This is a genomic window from Pseudomonas sp. IT-P44 (assembly GCF_949768225.1).
GTDB lineage: Bacteria > Pseudomonadota > Gammaproteobacteria > Pseudomonadales > Pseudomonadaceae > Aquipseudomonas > Aquipseudomonas migulae.
This window is the reverse complement of the sequence record NZ_CATKQM010000003.1, coordinates 1-22,433: the sequence shown is the minus strand read 5'-3', so window position 1 is coordinate 22,433 and position 22,433 is coordinate 1. Positions and strand designations below refer to the sequence as shown.

The window sequence follows — 22,433 nt, the reverse complement described above, 5'->3', positions numbered from 1 at the left end:
GCAAGCCGAATTCAGGCAGGAAACCTCATGACCGACGCGTTCAAAATACCTGGCACACTGGTCCAAGCCCTTCAGCGCCGCGCGGCCCTGACGCCGGATCGGGTGGCCTTGCGTTTTCTCGCCGAAACCCCGGATCAGACGGTGGTGCTCAGTTATCGCGAACTGGATCAGCGGGCGCGCACCATTGCCGGCGCGTTGCAGGCCGAAACTGACTTTGGTGATCGCGCGGTGCTGCTGTTTCCCAGCGGTCCGGACTACGTCGCGGCGTTTTTTGGTTGCCTGTATGCGGGCGTGATCGCGGTGCCGGCTTATCCGCCGGAGTCGGCCAAGCGTCATCATCAGGAGCGCCTGTTGTCGATCATCAGCGACGCCGAACCGCGCCTGCTGCTGACCAGTGCCGGCCTGCGTGATGCGTTGCTGCAAATCGAAGGCGCGCCGCCGCTGCTGTGCGTCGACACCCTCGACGGTGCACTGGCCGCGAAGTGGACTGAACCGAATCTCGAAGGCGACCACATTGCCTTCCTGCAATACACCTCGGGCTCCACCGCGCTGCCGAAAGGCGTGCAAGTCAGCCATGGCAACCTGGTCGCCAATGAGTTGCTGATTCGTCACGGTTTCGGCATCGACCTGAACCCTGACGACGTGATCGTCAGCTGGCTGCCGCTGTACCACGACATGGGTTTGATTGGCGGTCTGTTGCAGCCGATTTTCAGCGGCGTGCCGTGCGTGTTGATGTCGCCGGCGTACTTCCTCGGTCGGCCGCTGCGCTGGCTCGAAGCGATCAGCGAGTACGGCGGCACCATCAGCGGTGGGCCGGATTTTGCCTACCGTCTGTGCAGCGAACGTGTCAGTGAATCGGCGCTGGAACGCCTCGACCTCAGCGGCTGGCGCGTGGCGTATTCCGGTTCCGAACCGATTCGCCTCGACACCCTCGACCGTTTCGCCGAGAAGTTCGCGACTTGCGGTTTCACCCCGGACAGTTTCATGGCGTCTTACGGCTTGGCCGAGGCCACGCTGTTCGTCGCCGGCACACCCCGTGGTCAAGGCATCGGCAACCTGCGCGTGGATGATCAGGCGTTGGCGCAAAACCGTGCCGAAGCGGGTGAAGGCAGCGCGATCATGAGTTGCGGCAGCAGCCAGCCGGATCACGCGGTGCTGATTATCGACCCATTGGCGCTGACCAAACTGGCCGACAACGCAGTCGGCGAAGTCTGGGCCACCGGGCCGAGCATCGCCCATGGCTACTGGCGCAACCCCGAGGCCAGCGCCAAGACCTTCGTTCAACACGACGGCAAAACCTGGCTGCGCACCGGCGATCTGGGTTTCATGCGCAACGGCGAGCTGTTCATCACCGGTCGCCTGAAAGACATGCTGATCGTTCGCGGTCACAACCTGTACCCGCAGGACATCGAGCAGACCATCGAGCGTGAAGTGGAAGTGGTGCGCAAAGGTCGCGTCGCCGCGTTCGCCGTGAATATCGACGGTCAGGAAGGCATCGGCATCGCCGCGGAAATCAGCCGCAGCGTGCAGAAAATCCTGCCGCCCGAGGCTCTGATCAAAGCCATCCGCCAGGCGGTGGCCGAGGCGTATCAGGAAGCACCGAGCGTGGTGGTGTTGCTCAATCCGGGCGCATTGCCGAAAACCTCCAGCGGCAAGCTGCAACGTTCGGCGTGCCGCAATCGACTGGCGGATGGCAGCCTCGACAGCTATGCGGTGTTCCCATCGGCGGCCCCTGAAAACCAGACCAAAGCCGAGTCGGGTTCCGAGCTGCAAAGCCTGATCGGCCAGATCTGGGCCGAGCAGTTGCAGGTGAAACAGATCGGTGCCGATGACCACTTCTTCCTGCTCGGTGGCAACTCCATCGCCGCCACTCAGGTGGTTGCGCGTTTGCGCGAAGAGCTGGGTCTGGAGCTGAACCTGCGCTTGCTGTTCGAAGCGCCGACCCTTGGTGCATTTACCGCCGTGGTCGCGCAGCAACAACAGGACGGCGGCCTGGCCCAAGGCGCGATCAGCACGCTGTCGCGCAGCGAAGCGATGCCGCAATCCCTCGCGCAAAACCGTTTGTGGATTACCTGGCAGCTCGACCCGCAAAGCAGCGCCTACAACATTCCCGGCGCCTTGCGTTTGCGTGGCGAGCTGGATGAAGACGCCCTGCGCGCCAGCTTCCAGCAACTGATCGAGCGCCATGAATCCCTGCGCACGCGCTTCTTCGAACGTGACGGCGTGGCGCTGCAACAGGTCATTGCCGCTGGCGAATTCAACCTGCAACGGATCGACATCAGCGATTTGCCCGTCGCCGAGCGTGAAGCTCGCGCGCAGCAAATCCGCGAGGACGAAGCGCACACCCAGTTCGACCTGGAGAAAGGTCCGCTGCTGTGGGTGACGCTGGTGCGCCTCGATGACGAGGATCACCAGTTGCTGGTGACGCTGCACCACATCATCGCCGATGGTTGGTCGCTGAACGTGCTGATCGACGAGTTCTCGCGCCTGTATGCCGCTGCGTCCCAAGGGCAAACGGCAACGCTCGCGCCATTGCCGACCCAGTACGCCGACTACGGCAGCTGGCAGCGTCAATGGCTGGCGCAAGGTGAGGGCGAGCGGCAACTAGCCTACTGGAAAACGCAGTTGGGCGATGAGCATCCGACCCTGAGCCTGGCCACCGATCACCCGCGTTCGGCGCAACACCGTCACAGCGCCGCGCGCCACACCGTGCGTTTGGCTGCGCCCCTCAGCGAAGCGATTCGCCAGATCGCCCAGGCCCATGACGCCACCTCATTCATGCTGTTGCTCGCGGCGTTCCAGAGCCTGTTGCACCGTTACAGCGGCCAAACCGACATTCGCATCGGCGTGCCGAACGCCAACCGTCCGCGCCTGGAAACCCAGGGCCTGATCGGCTTCTTCATCAACACTCAGGTGCTGCGTGCCGAGGTGGATTCGCGGTTGCCGTTTGTTGAACTGTTGGCGCAAACCCGCCAGACAGCCTTGGGCGCCCAGGCGCATCAGGACCTGCCGTTCGAACAACTGCTGGAAGCGTTCCCGCAGGCCCGTGAACAAGGCTTGTTCCAGGTCATGTTCAACCATCAGCAACGGGACCTGAGCGCACTGCGTCGCTTGCCCGGGCTGCTCGCCGAAGAACTGCCGTGGCACAGCCGCGAAGCCAAGTTCGATTTGCAATTGCACAGCGAGGAAGACCGTAACGGTCGCCTGAGCCTGTCGTTCGACTACGCCAGCGAGCTGTTTGACGCCACCACCATCGAGCGTCTGGCCGAGCATTTCTGCAACCTGCTGCGGGCCATTTGCGAGCAGCCGGTCACCACCGTCGGCGACCTGCAACTGTTGACCGCGAGCGAGCACGATCAGCAAACCTCGTGGAGCGTCGCACCGTGCACACCGGCCAGCCAATGGCTGCCGGAACTGCTGAACGAACAGGCACGCCTGAACCCGGAGCGCACCGCGCTGCTGTGGGACGGCGGCAGCCTGGACTTCGCCGAACTGCACGCCAAGGCCAACCGCCTCGCGCATTACCTGCGCGACAAAGGCGTCGGCCCGGACGTTTGCGTGGCCATCGCCGCCGAGCGTTCGCCGCAACTGTTGATCGGCCTGTTGGCGATCATCAAGGCCGGTGGTGCCTACGTGCCGCTGGACCCGGATTACCCGGCCGAGCGCCTGGCGTACATGCTCGGCGACAGCGGCGTCGAATTGCTGCTGACCCAAACCGAATTGCTCGACCGGCTGCCGGCCACCGATGGCGTCAGCGTGATTGCCATGGATGCACTGCACCTGGAGAACTGGCCGAGCCAAGCGCCGGGCCTGCATCTGCACGGCGACAACCTCGCGTATGTGATTTACACCTCCGGTTCCACCGGCCAGCCGAAGGGCGTCGGCAACACCCACGCGGCGCTCGCCGAACGCCTGCAATGGATGCAGAACACCTATCGCCTGAACGACACCGACGTGCTGATGCAAAAGGCGCCGATCAGTTTTGACGTGTCGGTGTGGGAATGCTTCTGGCCGCTGATCACCGGGGCGCGTTTGCTGATTGCCGGGCCCGGTGAGCACCGCGATCCGCACCGCATTGCCCAACTGGTTCAGCAATACGGGGTGACCACGCTGCACTTTGTGCCGCCGCTGCTTTCATTGTTTATCGACGAGCCGCTCACCGCCGAATGCACCAGCCTGCGCCGTGTGTTCTCGGGCGGCGAAGCCTTGCCGGCGGAACTGCGCAACCGCGTGCTGGAGCAACTGCCGGCCGTGCAACTGCACAACCGTTATGGCCCGACTGAAACCGCGATCAACGTCACTCATTGGCATTGCAGCACGGCCGATGGCGAGCGCTCGCCGATTGGCCGTCCGTTGGGCAACGTGATTTGCCGCGTGCTCGACAGCGAGCTCTACCCGGTGCCGGCCGGTGTGCCCGGTGAGTTGTGCATCAGCGGCATCGGTCTGGCCCGGGGGTATCTGGGGCGTCCGGGGCTGACGGCTGAACGTTTTGTCGTTGACCCGTTGGGCGAGCAGGGCGCACGTCTGTATCGCACCGGCGACCGCGCCCGTTGGACCGCCGATGGCGTGATCGAATACCTCGGCCGTCTCGATCAGCAGGTCAAACTGCGGGGCTTTCGCGTCGAACCGGAAGAAATCGAAGCGCGTCTGCTGGCGCAGGACGGTGTCGCGCAAGCCGTGGTGCTGGTGCGCGAAACCGGCGCTGGCGGGCAGTTGATCGGTTACTACACGGCCAGCGAAACCAGTGAATCCGAAGACACTCAAACCGCTCACCTGAAAGCCGCGCTGGCGGCCGAGCTGCCGGAGTACATGGTCCCGGCGCAGCTGATGCGCCTTGACGAAATGCCCCTCAGCCCAAGCGGTAAACTCGACCGCCGTGCCTTGCCGGAGCCGCAATGGCAGGTGCGCGAACACGTCGAGCCGGTGACTGAACTTGAACAGCAGATCGCCGCGATCTGGCGCGAAGTGCTGGGCTTGAAGCAGATCGGTCTGCGCGATGACTTCTTCGCCCTCGGCGGCCATTCGCTGCTGGCCACGCAAATCATCTCCCGCACCCGTCAGGCCTGCGACGTCGAATTGCCGCTGCGCGCGTTGTTCGAAAACAGTGAGCTGGGGGCATTCTCCCGGCAGGTTCAACAGATTCAGGCCAGCGGCAACACCAACAAACAACCGCCGATTGAAAAGGTCGACCGCAGCCAACCGGTGCCGCTGTCCTATTCCCAGCAGCGTATGTGGTTCCTCTGGCAGATGGAGCCGGACAGCCCGGCCTACAACGTCGGCGGCATGGCGCGGTTGCGCGGGGTGCTGGACATCGGGCGCTTCGAGACGGCGTTGCAAGCGCTGATCATGCGTCACGAAACCTTGCGCACCACGTTCCCGAGCGTCGACGGCGTGGCGCAACAGCGCGTGCACCCGGAAACCGGGATGCGCATGGACTGGAAGGATTTTTCCGCGCTGGACGCTGACTTGCGCGAACAGCGGGTGCAGGCACTGGCCGACAGCGAAGCGCATCAACCCTTCGATCTGGAAACCGGACCGCTGCTGCGCGCCTGCCTGGTCAAGACCGCCGAGCAGGAACATTACCTGGTGCTGACCCTGCACCACATCGTCACCGAAGGCTGGGCGATGGACATTTTCGCCCGGGAACTCAGTGCGCTTTACGAAGCGTTCGTCGATGACCGCGAATCGCCACTGGCGCCGCTGCCGGTGCAATACCTCGATTACAGCGTCTGGCAGCGTCAGTGGCTGGAGTCCGGCGAGCGTCAGCGTCAGCTCGATTATTGGACCGCGCAACTGGGGCGCGAACATCCGCTGCTGGAATTGCCCGCCGACCGCCCGCGTCCTGCGGTGCAAAGCCATCAGGGCGAGCTGTTCCGTTTCGACCTGAGCGATGATCTCGCGGCACGGGTCCGCGCCTTCAACGCGCAAAACGGCCTGACCCTGTTCATGACCATGACCGCCGCGCTGGCCGTGCTGCTTTACCGCTACAGCGGCCAGACCGACCTGCGCATCGGCGCGCCGGTGGCCAACCGCATTCGCCCGGAAAGCGAAGGGCTGATCGGTGCGTTCCTCAACACCCAAGTGCTGCGCTGCCAGCTCGACGGGCAGATGTCCGTTGGCGAACTGTTCGAGCAGGTGCGCCACACTGTGATCGAAGGCCAGTCCCATCAGGACCTGCCGTTCGATCATCTGGTTGAAGCGTTGCAGCCACCGCGCAGCGCTGCGTACAACCCGCTGTTCCAGGTGATGTGCAACGTGCAGCGCTGGGAATTCCAGCAGAGCCGCACGCTGGCCGGCATGACGGTCGAGTATCTGGCAAACGATGCGCGAGCGACCAAATTCGACCTCAATCTGGAAGTGACCGACCTCGATCATCGGTTGGGTTGCTGCCTGACGTACAGCACCGACCTGTTCGATGAACCGCGCATTGCGCGCATGGCCGGGCACTGGCGCAATCTGCTGGAAGCGTTGCTCGCCGATCCGCAACAGCGCCTCAGTGAACTGCCGTTGCTCGAATCCACGGAACAGCAAAAGCTGCTCGACAGCCTGGGCATCGAACCGGGTGAACATCGACTGGATCAGTGCATTCATCACCTGTTCAGCGAACAGGCGCTGGTGCGCAAGGATGCGCCGGCGCTGACGTTCGCCGGGCAAACCCTGAGCTACGCCGAACTCGACAGCCGCGCCAATCGCCTGGCCTGGATGCTTCGCGAGCGGGGTGTCGGGCCGCAGGTTCGCGTCGGTCTGGCACTTGAGCGGTCGCTGGAAATGGTCATCGGCCTGCTGGCGATCCTCAAGGCGGGTGGCGCTTATGTGCCGCTCGATCCGGAATACCCGCTCGATCGCCTGCATTACATGATCGAAGACAGCGGCATCGGTTTGCTGCTCAGCGATGCGGCGATGTTCCAGGCCCTGGGTGATCTGCCGACAACCGTAAGTCGCTGGTGCCTCGAAGATGACGCTGCCGAATTGGCCAACTACCCGGCCACCGAGCTGCCTTTCATCAGCCTGCCGCAGCATCAGGCGTACCTGATTTACACCTCCGGTTCCACCGGCAAACCGAAAGGCGTGGTGGTGTCCCACGGTGAAATCGCCATGCACTGCCGCGCGGTGATCGAGCGTTTCGGCATGCGTGCGGACGACTGCGAACTGCACTTCTATTCGATCAACTTCGACGCCGCGACCGAGCGTCTGCTGGTGCCGTTGTTGAGCGGTGCGCAAGTGGTCTTGCGTGCTCAAGGGCAGTGGGACGCGGAAGAAATCTGCGGATTGATCCGTCGCCACCACATCAACATCCTCGGCTTCACCCCAAGCTATGGCAGCCAACTGGCGCAGTGGCTGGCGACTCAGGACGAAACCTTGCCGGTGCGCATGTGCATCACCGGCGGCGAAGCCCTGACCGGCGAGCACTTGCAGCGCATTCGCGCAGCGTTCAAACCGAGCCTGTTCTTCAACGCCTACGGCCCGACCGAAACGGTGGTCATGCCGTTGGCCAGTCTTGCACCGCAGCAGCTTGAAGAAGGGTTGGGCAGTGTGCCGATCGGCAGCGTGATCGGTGCTCGCGTGGCCTACATTCTCGATGCCGATCTGGCACTGGTGCCGCAAGGCGCGACTGGTGAGTTGTACGTTGGCGGTGCCGGTCTGGCCCAGGGTTATCACGACCGTCCGGGCATCACGGCGGAACGCTTCGTGGCCAACCCGTTCGTGGCCGATGGCGGGCGGATTTATCGCACCGGCGACCTGGTGCGGCAGCGCGCCGACGGTCTGGTGGAATACCTCGGCCGCATCGACCATCAAGTGAAAATCCGCGGTTTCCGCATCGAACTGGGCGAGATCGAAACCTGCCTGCTGGACCATGAATCGATCCGTGAAGCGGTGGTGCTGGCGCTGGACGCCCCGAGCGGCAAACAACTGGTCGGCTATCTGGTCACCGAAGTGGCTGAGCAGGACGAAACACAACAAGCCCAATTGCGCGAAGCCCTCAAGGCTCACCTGAAATCGCAACTGCCGGAATACATGGTGCCGACGCACCTGATCCTGCTGGCGAGCATGCCGCTGACTGCCAACGGCAAACTCGACCGTCGTGCATTGCCGGCGCCGGACCCGGAACTGAATCGTCAGGACTATGTGGCGCCAAGCAACGAGCTGGAGCTGACGTTGGCGCAGATCTGGTGCGAAGTGCTGAACGTCGCGCAGGTCGGCCTCAACGACAACTTCTTCGAACTGGGTGGCGACTCGATCCTGTCGATCCAGGTGGTCAGCCGCGCTCGGCAGCAGGGCATTCACTTCAGCCCGCGTGACCTGTTCCAGCACCAGACTGTTCAAACACTCGCCGCCGTGGCCAGCCGCACCGAGCAGGTTACAGCCGAGCAGGGTTTGCTCACCGGCGAATCGCGTCTGACCCCGATCCAGCACTGGTTCTTCGACACCGACATGCCCGAGCGTCAGCACTGGAACCAGGCGTTGTTGCTGGAGCCGACCGTTGCGCTGGAACCTCATCGCCTGGAGCAAGCGCTGCTGGCGGTGATCGAGCAGCACGACGCCTTGCGCCTGCGCTTCACCGAGGCCGGCGGCGCATGGACGGCGGCGCACCAGAAGGTGGGAGGCGCCCCCGTGTTGTGGCAAGTGCATGTGCCGGCGATGGATAAATGCGCGGCTTTGTTTGCCGATGCCCAGCGCAGCCTCGACCTCGAACAGGGGCCGTTGATGCGGGTGCTGCTGATCGATGGTCCCGAGGGCCAGCAACGGCTGTTCTTCGCGATCCATCACTTGGTGGTGGACGGCGTTTCCTGGCGTGTATTACTGGACGATCTGCAAACGGTGTATCGCCAACTGGCGGCTGGGCAGTCGGTGAAACTGCCGGCGAAAACCAGCGCCTTCAAGGACTGGGCGGCCCGCTTGCAGGCGTATGCCGGCAGCGAATCCCTGCGTGAAGAACTGAGCTGGTGGCAGTCGCAGCTGGCCGGACCGAACGTCGGATTGCCGTGTGATCGCCCTGAGGGTGGCCGGCAGAATCGTCATGCGCAAACTGTCAGCGTACGCCTCGACAGCGAGTTCACTCGCCAGTTGCTGCAACAGGCACCGAGCGCCTATCGCACCCAGGTCAACGACCTGTTGCTGACGGCATTGGCCCGCGTGCTGTGCCGCTGGAGCGGGAATGAATCGGCGCTGATCCAACTTGAAGGCCACGGTCGCGAGGCGCTGTTCGACGAGATCGACCTGACCCGCACCGTCGGCTGGTTCACCAGCGCCTACCCGCTGCGCCTGACCCCGCAGAACATCGAAGGAGCCGCCGGCCAGGGCGCCTCGATCAAGGCGATCAAGGAACAACTGCGCGGCGTGCCGCACAAGGGTCTGGGCTATGGCGTGTTGCGTTACCTCGCCGACGACCTGTGCCGCGAAGCCATGGCCGCGTTGCCGGTGGCGCCGATCACCTTCAACTACCTCGGCCAGTTCGACCAGAGCTTTGGCGCGGACGCGTTGTTCCGTCCACTGGATGAGCCGGTCGGTGCCGCCCACGATCCGAAAGCGCCGCTGCCTAACGAGTTGAGCGTTGACAGTCAGGTCTACGGCGGTGAATTGGTGCTGCGCTGGACCTTCAGCGCCGAGCGCCACGATCCGCAAACCATCAGTGAACTGGCGGACGCCTACCTCGGCGAATTGCAGAGCCTGATCGTGCATTGCCTGCGTGACGAGGCGGGCGGCCTGACGCCGTCGGACTTCCCGTTGGCGAAGCTGACCCAGCCGCAACTCGATGCACTGCCGATTCCGGCCGCCGCCATCGAAGACGTCTACCCGCTGACCCCGATGCAGGAAGGCATGCTGCTGCACACCTTGCTCGAACCGGGCACCGGCCTCTATTACATGCAGGACCGCTACCGCATCAACAGTGCGCTCGATCCGCAACGTTTTGCCGAGGCCTGGCAAGCGGTGATCGCCCGTCACGAAGCCTTGCGTGCATCGTTCTGCTGGAACGTTGGCGAAGACATGCTGCAGGTTATCCACAAGCCGGGCAGCACGCCGATCGAGTCCCTCGACTGGACGGCAATCGCCGAGGCCGAGCAAGAGCCCAAGTTGCAGGCGTTGCTGAAAAGCGAGCGTGAAGCCGGGTTCGATCTGCTGAATCAGGCACCGTTCCACCTGCGTTTGATCAAGGTTGGCGAAGCGCGCTACTGGTTCATGATGAGCAACCACCACATCCTCATTGATGCCTGGTGCCGCTCGTTGCTGATGAACGATTTCTTTGAGATCTACACCGCGTTGGGTGAAGGTCGCGAAGCCCAACTGGCTGTGCCGCCGCGCTACCGCGACTACATCGGCTGGCTGCAACGCCAGAGCCTGGCCGAAGCGCGGCAGTGGTGGAAAACCAACCTGCAAGGCTTCGAACGGACCACGCCGATCCCGAGCGACCGGCCGTTCCTGCGTGAACATGCCGGCGACAGCGGCGGCATGATCGTCGGCGACCGCTACACCCGACTCGATGCCCGCGACGGTGCGCAACTGCGTGAACTGGCGCAGGCCCATCAGTTGACCATCAACACCTTTGCCCAAGCGGCGTGGGCCCTGGTGCTGCGGCGCTTGAGCGGTGATCGTGACGTGCTGTTCGGCGTCACGGTGGCCGGGCGCCCGGTGGAAATGCCGGAGATGCAACGCACCGTCGGGCTGTTCATCAACAGCATCGCGCTGCGGGTGAAGATGCCGGAAGACGACCAGCGTTGCAGTGTTCGCCGGTGGCTGAGCGGCTTGCTCGACAGCAACATGCAACTGCGCGAGTACGAATACCTGCCGCTGGTGAGCATTCAGGAAAACAGCGAATTGCCGAAGGGCCAACCGCTGTTCGACAGCCTGTTCGTGTTTGAAAACGCGCCGGTGGAAGTCTCGGTACTGGACCGTGCGCAGAGCCTCAACGCGACCTCGGATTCGGGCCGCACCCACACCAACTTCCCGCTGACGGCGGTGTGCTATCCGGGTGATGACCTGGGTTTGCACCTGTCTTACGACCAGCGTTATTTCGATGAGTCGACCGTTGAGCGGATGCTCGGTGAGTTCAAGCGCCTGTTGCTGGCACTGGTCGAAGGTTTCCATGGCGACATGGCGGACTTGCCGCTGCTGGGTGCCGAGGAACAGGATTTCCTGATCCACGGCTGCAACCAGAGCGAACACGATTACCCGTTGGAGCAGAGCTACGTTGCGTTGTTTGAAGCGCAGGTTGCGCAGCATCCGCAACGGATCGCCGCCAGTTGCCTCGATCAGCAACACAGCTACGCCGAACTGAACCAGCGCAGCAACCGTCTCGGCCATGCGTTGATCGCGGCCGGTGTCGGGCTGGATCAGCCGGTGGCGTTGCTGGCCGAACGTAACCTCGATCTGCTCGGAATGATCATCGGCAGCTTCAAGGCCGGTGCGGGTTATCTGCCGCTGGATCCGGGGCTGCCAAGTCAGCGCCTGAGCCGGATCATCGACCTGAGCCGCACGCCGTTGCTGGTCTGCACCCAGGCCTGTCGCGAACAGGCGGTGGCGTTGCTGGAGGAATTCGGTTGCGCCAATCGGCCACGGTTGCTGGTGTGGGAAGAGGTGCAGGCGAGCGAAGTGTCGGTGGCGAATCCGGGCATCTACAGCGGCCCGGACAACCTTGCCTACGTGATCTACACCTCGGGTTCGACCGGCCTGCCCAAAGGTGTGATGGTCGAACAACGCGGCATGCTCAACAACCAATTGAGCAAGCTGCCGTACCTGAACCTCAGCGATGCCGATGTGATCGCCCAGACCGCTTCGCAAAGCTTCGACATTTCGGTCTGGCAGTTCCTTGCCGCACCGTTGTTCGGTGCACGGGTGGACATCGTGCCGAACACCATCGCCCACGATCCGCAAGGCTTGCTGGCGCATGTGTCGGCCCAGGGCATCACCGTGCTGGAAAGCGTGCCGTCGCTGATTCAGGGCATGCTCGCCCAGGAACGCATGAGCCTCGACGGCCTGCGCTGGATGCTGCCGACCGGTGAAGCGATGCCGCCGGAACTCGCCCATCAATGGTTGCTGCGCTACCCGGACATCGGGCTGGTGAATGCTTACGGGCCGGCGGAATGTTCGGACGACGTGGCGTTCTTCCGTGTCGACATGGCCTCGACTCGCGGCAGTTACTTGCCGATTGGTACGCCGACCGACAACAACCGTTTGTACCTGCTCGATGGCGCGCTGGACCTGGTGCCGTTGGGTGCGGTGGGCGAACTGTGCGTGGCCGGCACCGGTGTCGGGCGCGGTTATGTCAGCGATCCGTTGCGTACCACGCAGGTGTTTGTGCCGAATCCGTTTGGCGCGCCGGGCGATCGTTTGTATCGCACCGGCGACCTCGCTCGTCGTCGCAGTGATGGCGTGCTGGAGTACGTTGGGCGTATCGACCATCAAGTGAAGATTCGCGGCTACCGCATCGAACTGGGTGAAATCGAAGCGCGTCTGCATGAGCAGCCGGAAGTGCGCGAAGCGGCGGTTGGTGTGCAGGAAGGCGTGAACGGCAAGCATCTGGTCGGCTATTTGGTCGCGACTGATTCGTCACTTAATCCGACTGAACGCCTGGAACGCATCAAGCAACGCCTGCGCGCCGAGCTGCCGGAATACATGGTGCCGCTGCACTGGTTGTGGCTGGAGCGGATGCCGCTCAATGCCAACGGTAAACTGGACCGCAAGGCACTGCCGGCGCTGGAGATCGGCCAGTTGCAGAGCCAGGATTATCAGGCGCCGCGCAATGAACTGGAGCAGACGTTGGCGGGTATCTGGGCCGAGGTGTTGAAGGTCGAAAAGGTCGGTGTGCGCGACAACTTCTTCGAGTTGGGCGGGCACTCGCTGCTGGCGACGCAGATTGCGTCGCGGGTGCAGAAAGCCCTGCAACGGGATGTGCCGCTGCGGGCGATGTTCGAGTGCAGCACGGTGGAGGAATTGGCGGAGTACATCGACGGGTTGGCGGCGAGTGATATCACCGAGGACAAGGTCGATCGGTTGAATGACTTGATGGCGGAGTTGGAGGGTCTGTAATTCTCTAGCGTCTGTAAGGGCCCCTTCGCGGGCAAGCCTCGCTCCTACAGGATTTGTGTCGTTCATAATAATTGCAATCGACACAAATCCTGTAGGAGCGAGGCTTGCCCGCGAAGGCGTCATTTCAGCCACCACAAAGTTGACTCTGGATCGCTGGCGGCTCAGTCTGCCCGCTCCCTTTTTGGCAGAGGAGACAGTTTGATGCCCTTCGTTACGATTGACGGACAACCCCTTCACTACATCGATCAAGGCACCGGCCCCGCCGTACTACTCGCCGGCAGCTACCTCTGGGACCAAACCATGTGGGCGCCGCAGATCGCCGCCCTGTCGCAGCAATACCGGGTCATCGCCTTGGACCTGTGGGGCCACGGTGAGTCAGGCTCGCTACCCGAAGGCACGCAATCACTGGATGACATTGCACGGCAGGCGCTGGCCTTGCTCGATCATCTGCACATCGACCGTGTCACGCTGGTCGGTCTTTCCGTCGGTGGCATGTGGGGCGTGCGTCTGGCGCTGTCGGTTCCACAGCGGATCAACGGCCTGGTGCTGATGGACACCTACGTCGGCGTCGAACCTGAACCCACCCGCCAATACTATTTCTCGCTGTTCAAACAGATTGAAAACAGCGGGGTGATTGCACCGCAACTGCTCGACATCGTCGTGCCGATTTTCTTCCGTCCGGGCATCGACCCGCAGTCGGCGCTGTATCAGGATTTTCGCGCAAAACTGGCTGCGCTGCCGCCAGAGCGTCTGCGCGAAAGTATCGTGCCGATGGGGCGGATCACATTTGGGCGCGATGATGTGTTGCCGCGCCTGGGCGAGCTGGAGGCTGAGGCCACGCTGGTGATGTGTGGTGATCAGGACAAGCCGCGACCACCGTCGGAAACCATTGAAATGGCCGAGTTGATCGGTTGTCCGTATGTGCTGGTGCCGGAGGCGGGGCATATCTCCAATCTGGAGAATCCGGCATTTGTGACCGAGGTGTTGTTGGCGTTTTTGGCCGAAAGAAATTAATAGGTCATGCTGACGCCTTCGCGGGCAAGCCTCGCTCCTACAGAAGTTGTGTCGGTCGCGATTATTGTGAACGACACAACTTCTGTAGGAGCGAGGCTTGCCCGCGAAGGGGCCGGTGAATTCACTTCGGCCCGAGAATCTTCACCAGCTTGTCCGGCGACGGCGCGCCTTGCTGCTGTTGCAGCTCGCCCTTGTCGTCCATGTAGAAAATCGCCGGCGTGGCCTGCAACTCCAGGTCTTCCATCAATTGCATGTTCGCCGCCAGTTTCGCCTGAATCGCCGGCGGTACTTCTTTCAGCGCCTTGAGCGTACTGGCCTTGCCAGCCCCTTCGTGGTCTTGCAGGGCTTTTTGCGGATCCTTGGCAGCCAGCAATGCCGCGGATTTGCCCGGACTGTCTTCACGAATGATGCCGACCATGATGTGCCGCAACTGCACCTTGCCGGCCTTCACCCACGGGCGCGCCTGTTCCCAGAACACGTTGCAGTAAGGGCAGTTCGGATCGCTGAACAGGTACACCACGCGCGGCGCATCCTTGTTGCCGTCACCGATCCAGTTGCTCGCTTCCATCTTGCCCCAGATTTCCTTGGCCATCGGCGCGTACACCAGTTTCTGCAACGGCGCGCTGCTCAGGTCTTTGCCGTCGGCGTCGTACAAATTGCCCAGCAACACATGTTTGCCATCCGGCGTCAGGTACAGCGCCATGCCACGGTTCTGGTACTGCGCGGCATAACCGCGCAAGCCATCGGGCGCATCGAACTGGCCGACGATTTTCGCGCCCTTGGCTTCGATCTTCTTGATTGCTTCGGGCAACTCTTCGGCAGCCTGTACCGACGGCAGGTGCAGCAGGGCGGCGCCCAGGGTCAGCGTCAGCAGGTGGCGGAGGCGGGGCATGGCAGTTTCCTTGAAGAAGTGGACGGTGTGGCCGGATTCGGGGTGTCAAAGTTTTCCAGGGCGCGGGCCAGGCTGGCGTCCGACAGTTCGCCCAGATGACTGCCCAGCAAGCGACCGTCAGGGCTATAGAACAGCGTAGTCGGCAATGCCATCGAACCGACGGCCTGACCCAATCGACCGCTGCCGTCGAACAGTACGTTGGACAGGCTCAGGCCCTGGGTTTCCAGAAAGGTACTGACGCTTTGCATGCTTTCCGCCTGATTGACGAACAGGAAGGTCAGGTCCGGGCGGTGTTGCTGAGCGTTTTCCAGCACCGGCATTTCCCGGCGACACGGCGGGCACCAGGTGGCCCAGAGATTGATCACCAGCGGCCCGCCCTTGTAATCCGTCAGTTGCACCGTTTCACCGGCGGCATTGCGCAGGGTGATGTCCGGCAGGCGCGTGCCTTGTTCGTAAATGCTCAGGGAAAACGTCGCGAGCAGCCAGAAAGCCAGGCCACTGGCCACGCCAAAGCCCAGTGGGCGACGTAAACCCGGTTGACGCCAGCCTCGATACACCGCGGCCAGCAGCAGCGCGATCACACCCGGCCAGGCGAGAAAACCACCGTCGCGCAGGTCGATGACTTGCCACGGATCGTCGCGATAGTGCTTCCAGTACAGCACGACGAAACTGATTCGGGCCGCCAGCATGCCTAGCAGGAACAGGCTGAACAGCGCCGACTCGGGATTTTCACCGCCACGCTTGGCCGCCCGCCAGCCGACAAACGTCGCCAGCGCCAGGGCACTGATCAGCAGCAGGTGGTTAAGCGCGATGGCAAACGTGCCGAGGGTAAAAGTCAGCATTAACGGGCGTCTCGGGTGGTGGTCCAGCGTTGCAGGAAGGTGTCGGCATCGACCTCGCCGGTGATGCGCTGGCTGCGACGTTCGATGCCATCGGCGCCGATCCACAGAAAACTCGGTGGCCCCGGCACTTTATAACGGCCAAGCAGTTCGCGGCTGGCGGCATTGTCGGCGGTGACGTCCAGCCGTAGCAAGCGCACATCGCTCAAGGCGTCGAGCACGCGGGGTTGGCCGAACACCTGTTTTTCCATGACCTTGCACGACACACACCAGTCGGCGTAGTAGTCCAGCAGCACCCATTGGCCCTGAGCTTGTGCGGCATCGAGTTCCCGTTGCAGAGCGGCCGGGTCCTTGATTGTGGTGAACGCCTCGTGGCCGACCGGGCGGGCGACATTGCCCGCATTGGCAGCGCTATAGACCTGCAGCGGTTTCAACAGGTCATCACCGCCGCCCGCCGCACCGATCATCAACAGACTGCCCCACAGGCCAAGCAGCAATGAGCTGGCTCCGAACAGATGCGCGACCCGCCCGAAACCTTGCGACTGTTTCCAGGCGCTGTAGGCGGCAATCAGCAACAACGCACCGCACAGACCGATCCACAGCGATTCATCCAGTACCGGCCGCAACATCAACAACGCGGTGGCGAGGAACAGGAAGCCGAACACGCCTTTGAGCAGGTTCATCCAGGCCCCGGGTTTGGGCAGGAAGCGGTTGCCGACGGTCACCAGCAACAACAGCGGCACACCGATGCCGATGCCCATGGCAAACAGAATCAACCCGCCGTGCAGCGCATTGCCGCTTTGTGCGATGTAGAGCAGGGCGCCGGCCAGCGGGGCGGTCATGCACGGACCGACCAGCAGACCGGACAGCGCGCCCAGCACACCCGCGCCGATCAGGCTGCCACCGCGCTGATTGCGCGAGACGTTTTCCAGCCGATCGCGCACGGCGACCGGTAGTTGCAGCTCGAAGAAGCCAAACATCGGCAACGCGAGCAGCACAAACACGGCGGCGAAACTGCCCAGCAACCAAGGGTTTTGCAGCAGTGCCTGCAAATTCGCACCGAGCAACGCCGCCAGAACGCCCATCGCCGCGTACACCAGCGCCATGCTCACGACATAGCTGGTGGCCAAGGCAAATCCGCGTTTAGGCGTCGCGCCACTGCCGACGATCATACCGGCCAAAATCGGCAACATCGGCAACGAGCAAGGGGTGAAGGCCAGCAGCAGGCCCAAACCGAAGAACACCAACAAGCTCCAGCCCAACGCCCGTTGTTGCAGGCTGCTGGCCAAGGCTTGATCCGGCGCTTCATCGGCCGCCGAAGCGACAACACTGCCGCCCAGATCCACGACCTGGGTTTGCGGCGGATAGCACAATCCGGCATCGGCGCAGCCCTGGAAGCCGACCTTGATCTGGCCGGTCGCGCCCGCCGGGATCTTCAGCTCCAGGCCCTGGCGATAAACCGGCTGTTCACCGAAGAATTCATCACTGTGCGACTCGCCTTCGGGCAACACAGGGTGCAGCTCAGCGGGCAATCCATCGAACTTCAGGCGTTTCTGATAAAGGTAATAACCGTCGGTGATCTGCCAATAGAGTTGCGTTTCACCCGACTCAAGGCGCTCGGACGTGAAGACGAACGCTTTTTCCACTGGCAGGAATTCAGGTTTGGTTTCGAACGGATTGGTCCCTGCCTGGGCCAGACCCGAGATCAAGAGTGCAAAAAACAAAAACAATCGACGCATTGGGTAAGCCTTGTCCCTGTGCAAGTGAGGTGCACAATGTGGGGCGGCGATTAACCGATGATTAACCGTGACGGCCTTGTGACAAAGGCACTTGCGGCATAATGTCCGCTTAATCGGCCGCCGGCCTAATCACCTTTTTTTCAACAGGTCTCACCATGCACGTACTGGTTTGCGAAGACGATGAGCTGATCGCCAGCGGCATTGTCGCCGGCCTCACTGCCCAGGGCCTGACGGTGGAGCACGTCAACACTGCCTCGAAGGCCCGGGCCATGCTCAAGGTCGCCGAGTTCGACGTGATGGTGCTCGACCTCGGTCTGCCGGATGAAGACGGGCTCAAGCTATTGCAGCAGTTGCGCCATCATGGCCTGGAGATTCCGGTGCTGATCCTCACCGCGCGGGATTCGGTGACCGACCGCGTCGACGGCCTGCAAGCGGGGGCCGACGATTACCTGCTCAAGCCGTTCGACCTGCGCGAACTCGCCGCACGCCTGCACACGTTGTTGCGACGGGTGGCGGGGCGTAGCGTCAACCTGATCGAACACGGCCGCTTGACGTACGACCCGAGCAGCCGCGAAACCATGCTTGGCGGTCAGCCGGTGGATCTTTCCCGTCGCGAACAGTCACTGTTGCAAGCCTTGCTGCACAACCGTGGCCGGGTGCTGTCCACGGAGCAGTTGAAAGACAGCGTCTATGGGTTCAACGACGAACTGGAAAGCAACGCCCTCAACGTGCATATCCATCACCTGCGGCGCAAACTGGGTAATGGCATTGTCGAGACCGTGCGTGGCCTGGGCTATCGCCTGGGGCCGGCCGATGATGGAGAGGAAGTGAAAAAGTGATGAGCCTGCGTTTGCGCCTGAGCCTGACGCTCGGCGCCGCATTTGCGCTGATCTGGGCCCTGGCAGCGGCCTGGATGCTCAGCGACCTGCGCAACCAGATGATGTTTTCCCTCGACCAGCGGCTGGTGGCATCGGCGCGCATGGTCGCGGGCCTGATGGAGCAACTGCCGCCGTTGCCGACCAAGGGCGAGGGCACCCATTTCAGTGCGGAACAACTGAATATTCCGGGCGGGATGGCGTGTCAGGTCAGCTCGCTGCGCGGCGAAATCCTCGCCCGCAGCCACACCGATCCACAACAAACACTGCAAGCCGAGAAAATGGGCTTCCACGATCAGATGATCGACGGTGCACCGTGGCGCAGTTTCACCCTGGCCCGTGGCGATCTGCGCATCACCACGGCGGATCGGCAAATCGAACGTGAAGCGCTCAACATGTCGATCCTGCTGGCCGCTTCGGTGCCGGTGGGCGTGGCGTTGCTGGGTTGCCTGTGCCTGCTGTGGCTGGGGATCGGCCAGGGCCTGGCGCCGCTGAACCGCATGCGCGATGCCTTGATGCGACGCAGCGCCGACTCGCTGGAACCCTTGCAGATTCAGCCGCTGCCCAGTGAGTTGCAACCGTTGCTGGACACTCAGAACCAGCTGTTCCAGCGCATCGGCAAGACCATCGAGCGCGAACGCCGATTGACCGGCGACGCGGCCCACGAACTGCGCAGCCCGCTGACGGCCATCAAAACCCACCTGCAAGTGGCGCGCATGACCGATGGCGCGGCACGGGATCAGTCCCTGGCGCGGGCCGAAGAGGGCGCCGACCGTCTGCACCGCACGCTTGAGCAATTGTTGTTGCTGGCAAGGGTCGAGGGCAGTCTGTCGTTCGACGACGGTGTGCAATGCAGCGCCGAGCAAGTGGCGAAACTGGCGATTCAGGATGCCGCCAGCGGTGATCGTCAGCGGATCAAATTCAAGCTGCCACCGAAGCTCTCCCACGCGCCGGTGCAAATGCCGGCGGTGCTGTCGATCGCGGCGTTGCGCAACCTGCTGGACAACGCGCTGCGCCATACCCCGAACGACGGTGCGGTAGAACTGAGCCTGGTAACCACCGGCAACCGCGTGCAGTTCGTCGTGCGCGACCATGGACCGGGCATTGCCGAGGACGATATGCAACACCTGACCCAACGCTTCTGGCGCAACGGACAGAGCACCGGCTGCGGTCTGGGGTTGGCGATTGTCCAGGCGATTGTTCAGCGTTGTGGCTGCACGCTGCATTTCGACAGCCGGCCGGATGGCTTGCGGGTCGAGCTGACGATGCCGTTGCAACAAATCTGACCAGCACAATCCCCTGTAGGAGCCGGCTTGCTGGCGATTGCATCGACTGGGTCTGCCTGACTCACCGAGGTGTATGCATCGCCAGCAAGCCGGCTCCTACAGGTCGCTGTGTTGCACATCAAATGTAACGTCTCGCCATTGGCGTTCCGACGGCCACCAGCGCTATCGTCCCCGGCAGCTTTTTCTCAATGGATTGAGGTTACAGCGCCATGGAAAACCCCCTACACATCTGCAAGGCAACCCCCGCCGACGCCGGGATCATCAGCCGGATCGTCGAGCGTTCCATCCGCGTCGGCTGCGCGCTCGACCATCGCAACGACCCGCAAACCGTCGCCACCTGGACCCACAACAAAACCGTCGAACACATTCAACCGTGGCTGACCGACCAACGGTTGTACCTGAACATCGCCCTGTTGCAGGACAAACCGGTCGGCGTCGCGATGGCGGCGATCAGCGGCAAGCTTGCTTTCTGTTACGTGCAGCCGGAATGGTTTCGTCGTGGCGTCGGGCAAGCGCTGGTGCGCGACCTTGAAGGCTGGCTGATCGGTAACGGGCTGGCTCAGGTACGACTCAACAGCACCCGGACCAGCGAAGCCTTTTACCGGCATCTGGGTTATCAGCCCTGTGCTGAAACCTTCACCGTAGCCGGGCTTCGCGCCATCCCCATGCACAAAGGCCTGACCCCGCCTTCATAGAAAGCCGGGCAAGGGTCTAAATCCTCGGCGCCCTGATGCGTTTCCAGAACAGGAAAACCTTATTGAGGGGTCGAGAGATGTCAGTCGCTACCAGCCTTATGGAAGATCAGTCGGCCCGGATCGCTCCGGCGCCGGCCGAAACGCTTTATCAGTTCAACGAATCGCCATTGCTGGCGCGCCAGAGCCAGCAGGAGTCGAATGCCCGCAGCTACCCGCGACGCATTCCCCTGGCACTCAAGCGCGCAAAGGGCATTTATGTCGAAGACGTCGAAGGCCGCAGCTTCATCGACTGCCTTGCCGGTGCCGGAACGCTGGCCCTGGGGCATAACCATCCGGTGGTGATCGAAGCGATCCAGCAAGTGCTGACCGATGAACTGCCGTTGCACACCCTCGACCTGACCACCCCGGTCAAGGATCAATTCGTCCAGGACCTGTTCGGCCTGCTGCCGCCAGCCCTGGCTGCGCAAGCGAAAATCCAGTTCTGCGGCCCGACGGGCACCGATGCCGTGGAAGCCGCGCTGAAACTGGTGCGCACCGCCACCGGCCGCAGCACCGTGCTGTCGTTCCAGGGCGGTTATCACGGCATGAGCCAGGGCGCGCTGAGCCTGATGGGCAGCCTGGGGCCGAAAAAACCGTTGGGCGCATTGCTCAGCAGTGGCGTGCAGTTCATGCCGTATCCCTACGATTACCGTTGCCCGTTCGGCCTCGGCGGCGCGCAAGGCGTGCAGGTCAACCTGAACTACCTGGAAAACCTGCTGAACGATCCCGAGGCGGGTGTGCAATTGCCGGCCGCTGTGATTGTCGAGGCTGTTCAGGGCGAGGGCGGGGTGATCCCGGCCGATCTCGATTGGTTGCGCGGTCTGCGTCGCATCACCGAAAAGGCGGGTGTGGCGTTGATCGTCGACGAAATCCAGAGCGGTTTCGCCCGCACCGGCAAGATGTTTGCTTTCGAGCACGCCGGGATCATTCCGGACGTGGTGGTGATGTCCAAGGCCATCGGCGGCAGCTTGCCGCTGGCGGTGGTGGTGTATCGCGACTGGCTCGACACCTGGTTGCCGGGCGCGCATGCCGGGACCTTCCGTGGTAACCAAATGGCCATGGCGGCAGGCTCTGCGGTGATGCGTTACCTGACCGAACACAAGGTTTGCGAACACGCTGCCGCCATGGGCGAGCGCTTGAGCGAACACCTGCGCATTCTTCAGCGGGACTTCCCGCAGCTGGGCGATATTCGCGGTCGTGGCTTGATGCTTGGCGTCGAACTGGTTGACCCGACCGGCGTGCCGGATGTGCAGGGGCATCCACCGATCTTCGCGCGGCTGGCGCCGCTGGTGCAGCGTGAATGCCTCAAGCGTGGGTTGATTCTTGAGCTGGGTGGTCGGCATGGCGGCGTGGTGCGCTTCCTGCCGCCGCTGGTGATTACCGCTGCGGAAATCGATCGGGTGGCGGAGATTTTTGGCCGGGCGATGGTTGCGGCCACTGCCAGCCTCTAAATTTTCCGGGCCCCGCAACGTTCTTTCTACATAACGGCTGCGCACGCAGTGCAGCCCACCCTTACAGCGATGGAGAGACACCATGACGTCAGTATTCGACCGCGAGGACATCCTCTTTCAGGTCGTGGTCAACCACGAAGAGCAGTACTCGATCTGGCCCGACTACAAGGCCGTGCCGGAGGGCTGGCGCACCGTGGGCAAGAGTGGCTTGAAAAAGGAATGCCTGGCTTACATCGAAGAAACCTGGACCGATATGCGTCCGCTGAGTTTGCGCAAGAAGATGGAAGAGCAGGCGGCTGTGGCTCACTGAAGTCTTCGCGCAAAAAGAAGCCCGCTGGACCGAGAAGGTCAGCGGGCTTTTTTGCGCCTGTATGTTGTGACGTCGAGCGCGGAACCTGTAGGAGCCGGCTTGCTGGCGATGGCTGTGTATCAGGCGCCTTTTTTGAGGGTGTACATATCCATTCCTGCGGTAACGGCCGCTAATGGTTTCGCCCTTACGGCGAGTCCCTTTTTCAAACGCCAAAAAGGAACCAAAAGGCTTTGCCCCTGACGTACGGCCCTTCGCCTAGGCTCAGGG

General features: G+C 62.5%; 10 protein-coding genes. 7 read left to right on the top strand and 3 right to left on the bottom strand.

What is annotated here, in order from left to right:
* Positions 1-27: 27 nt before the first annotated feature.
* Both ACM6IO_RS00055 and ACM6IO_RS00050 read left to right on the top strand, forming a co-directional pair.
* Positions 28-13,026, top strand: a complete 12,999-nt coding sequence (locus ACM6IO_RS00055) for a non-ribosomal peptide synthetase (protein ID WP_414910695.1) — start codon at positions 28-30, stop codon at positions 13,024-13,026.
* A gap of 201 nt (positions 13,027-13,227) precedes the next feature.
* The gene (locus tag ACM6IO_RS00050) at positions 13,228-14,040 is read left to right on the top strand and encodes an alpha/beta fold hydrolase (protein WP_414910694.1); all 813 of its coding nucleotides are present in this window, start codon (positions 13,228-13,230) and stop codon (positions 14,038-14,040) included.
* 121 nt (positions 14,041-14,161) lie between these two features.
* Here ACM6IO_RS00050 and dsbG read toward each other — a convergent pair whose 3' ends face one another.
* Genes dsbG through dsbD form a run of 3 tightly spaced genes read right to left on the bottom strand, consistent with a single transcriptional unit; the run spans position 14,162 to position 17,510 of the window.
* On the bottom strand, positions 14,162-14,932 hold the full coding sequence (gene dsbG, locus ACM6IO_RS00045; protein ID WP_008033705.1) for a thiol:disulfide interchange protein DsbG: 771 nt from the start codon (positions 14,930-14,932) through the stop codon (positions 14,162-14,164).
* A complete protein-coding gene (locus tag ACM6IO_RS00040) occupies positions 14,908-15,774 on the bottom strand; it encodes a TlpA disulfide reductase family protein (protein ID WP_192227844.1) in 867 nt (288 codons plus the stop codon). Before ACM6IO_RS00040 ends, dsbG begins: the two co-directional genes overlap by 25 nt.
* The gene (dsbD, locus tag ACM6IO_RS00035; RefSeq protein ID WP_414910693.1) at positions 15,774-17,510 is read right to left on the bottom strand and encodes a protein-disulfide reductase DsbD; all 1,737 of its coding nucleotides are present in this window, start codon (positions 17,508-17,510) and stop codon (positions 15,774-15,776) included. The genes ACM6IO_RS00040 and dsbD overlap by 1 nt, the downstream gene beginning before the upstream one ends.
* A gap of 155 nt (positions 17,511-17,665) precedes the next feature.
* Between dsbD and ACM6IO_RS00030 the strand changes: the two genes are divergently transcribed.
* The 5 genes from ACM6IO_RS00030 (at position 17,666) to ACM6IO_RS00010 (ending at position 22,166) form a co-directional block, all read left to right on the top strand.
* The gene (locus ACM6IO_RS00030; protein ID WP_008033711.1) at positions 17,666-18,349 is read left to right on the top strand and encodes a response regulator; all 684 of its coding nucleotides are present in this window, start codon (positions 17,666-17,668) and stop codon (positions 18,347-18,349) included.
* Positions 18,346-19,671, top strand: a complete 1,326-nt coding sequence (locus ACM6IO_RS00025) for an ATP-binding protein (protein WP_032829109.1) — start codon at positions 18,346-18,348, stop codon at positions 19,669-19,671. The genes ACM6IO_RS00030 and ACM6IO_RS00025 overlap by 4 nt, the downstream gene beginning before the upstream one ends.
* Before the next feature lie 209 nt (positions 19,672-19,880).
* Positions 19,881-20,366: a GNAT family N-acetyltransferase gene (locus ACM6IO_RS00020; protein ID WP_414910692.1), complete on the top strand. Its 486-nt coding sequence runs from the start codon at positions 19,881-19,883 to the stop codon at positions 20,364-20,366.
* Between the two features lie 77 nt (positions 20,367-20,443).
* Positions 20,444-21,856: an aspartate aminotransferase family protein gene (locus ACM6IO_RS00015; RefSeq protein WP_414910691.1), complete on the top strand. Its 1,413-nt coding sequence runs from the start codon at positions 20,444-20,446 to the stop codon at positions 21,854-21,856.
* 82 nt (positions 21,857-21,938) lie between these two features.
* Positions 21,939-22,166 (top strand): MbtH family protein, encoded by a 228-nt coding sequence (locus ACM6IO_RS00010; RefSeq protein WP_008033724.1) that lies wholly within the window; start codon positions 21,939-21,941, stop codon positions 22,164-22,166.
* Positions 22,167-22,433 lie beyond the last annotated feature (267 nt).

Bases quoted from the DNA above. Each gene is read 5' to 3' on its own strand.
- ACM6IO_RS00010 (WP_008033724.1), top strand. From the start codon at position 21,939: ATGACGTCAGTATTCGACCGCGAGGACATCCTCTTTCAGGTCGTGGTC.
- ACM6IO_RS00015 (WP_414910691.1), top strand. From the start codon at position 20,444: ATGTCAGTCGCTACCAGCCTTATGGAAGATCAGTCGGCCCGGATCGCT.
- ACM6IO_RS00020 (WP_414910692.1), top strand. From the start codon at position 19,881: ATGGAAAACCCCCTACACATCTGCAAGGCAACCCCCGCCGACGCCGGG.
- ACM6IO_RS00050 (WP_414910694.1), top strand. From the start codon at position 13,228: ATGCCCTTCGTTACGATTGACGGACAACCCCTTCACTACATCGATCAA.
- ACM6IO_RS00055 (WP_414910695.1), top strand. From the start codon at position 28: ATGACCGACGCGTTCAAAATACCTGGCACACTGGTCCAAGCCCTTCAG.
- ACM6IO_RS00040 (WP_192227844.1), bottom strand. From the start codon at position 15,774: ATGCTGACTTTTACCCTCGGCACGTTTGCCATCGCGCTTAACCACCTG.
- dsbD (WP_414910693.1), bottom strand. From the start codon at position 17,510: ATGCGTCGATTGTTTTTGTTTTTTGCACTCTTGATCTCGGGTCTGGCC.
- ACM6IO_RS00030 (WP_008033711.1), top strand. From the start codon at position 17,666: ATGCACGTACTGGTTTGCGAAGACGATGAGCTGATCGCCAGCGGCATT.
- dsbG (WP_008033705.1), bottom strand. From the start codon at position 14,932: ATGCCCCGCCTCCGCCACCTGCTGACGCTGACCCTGGGCGCCGCCCTG.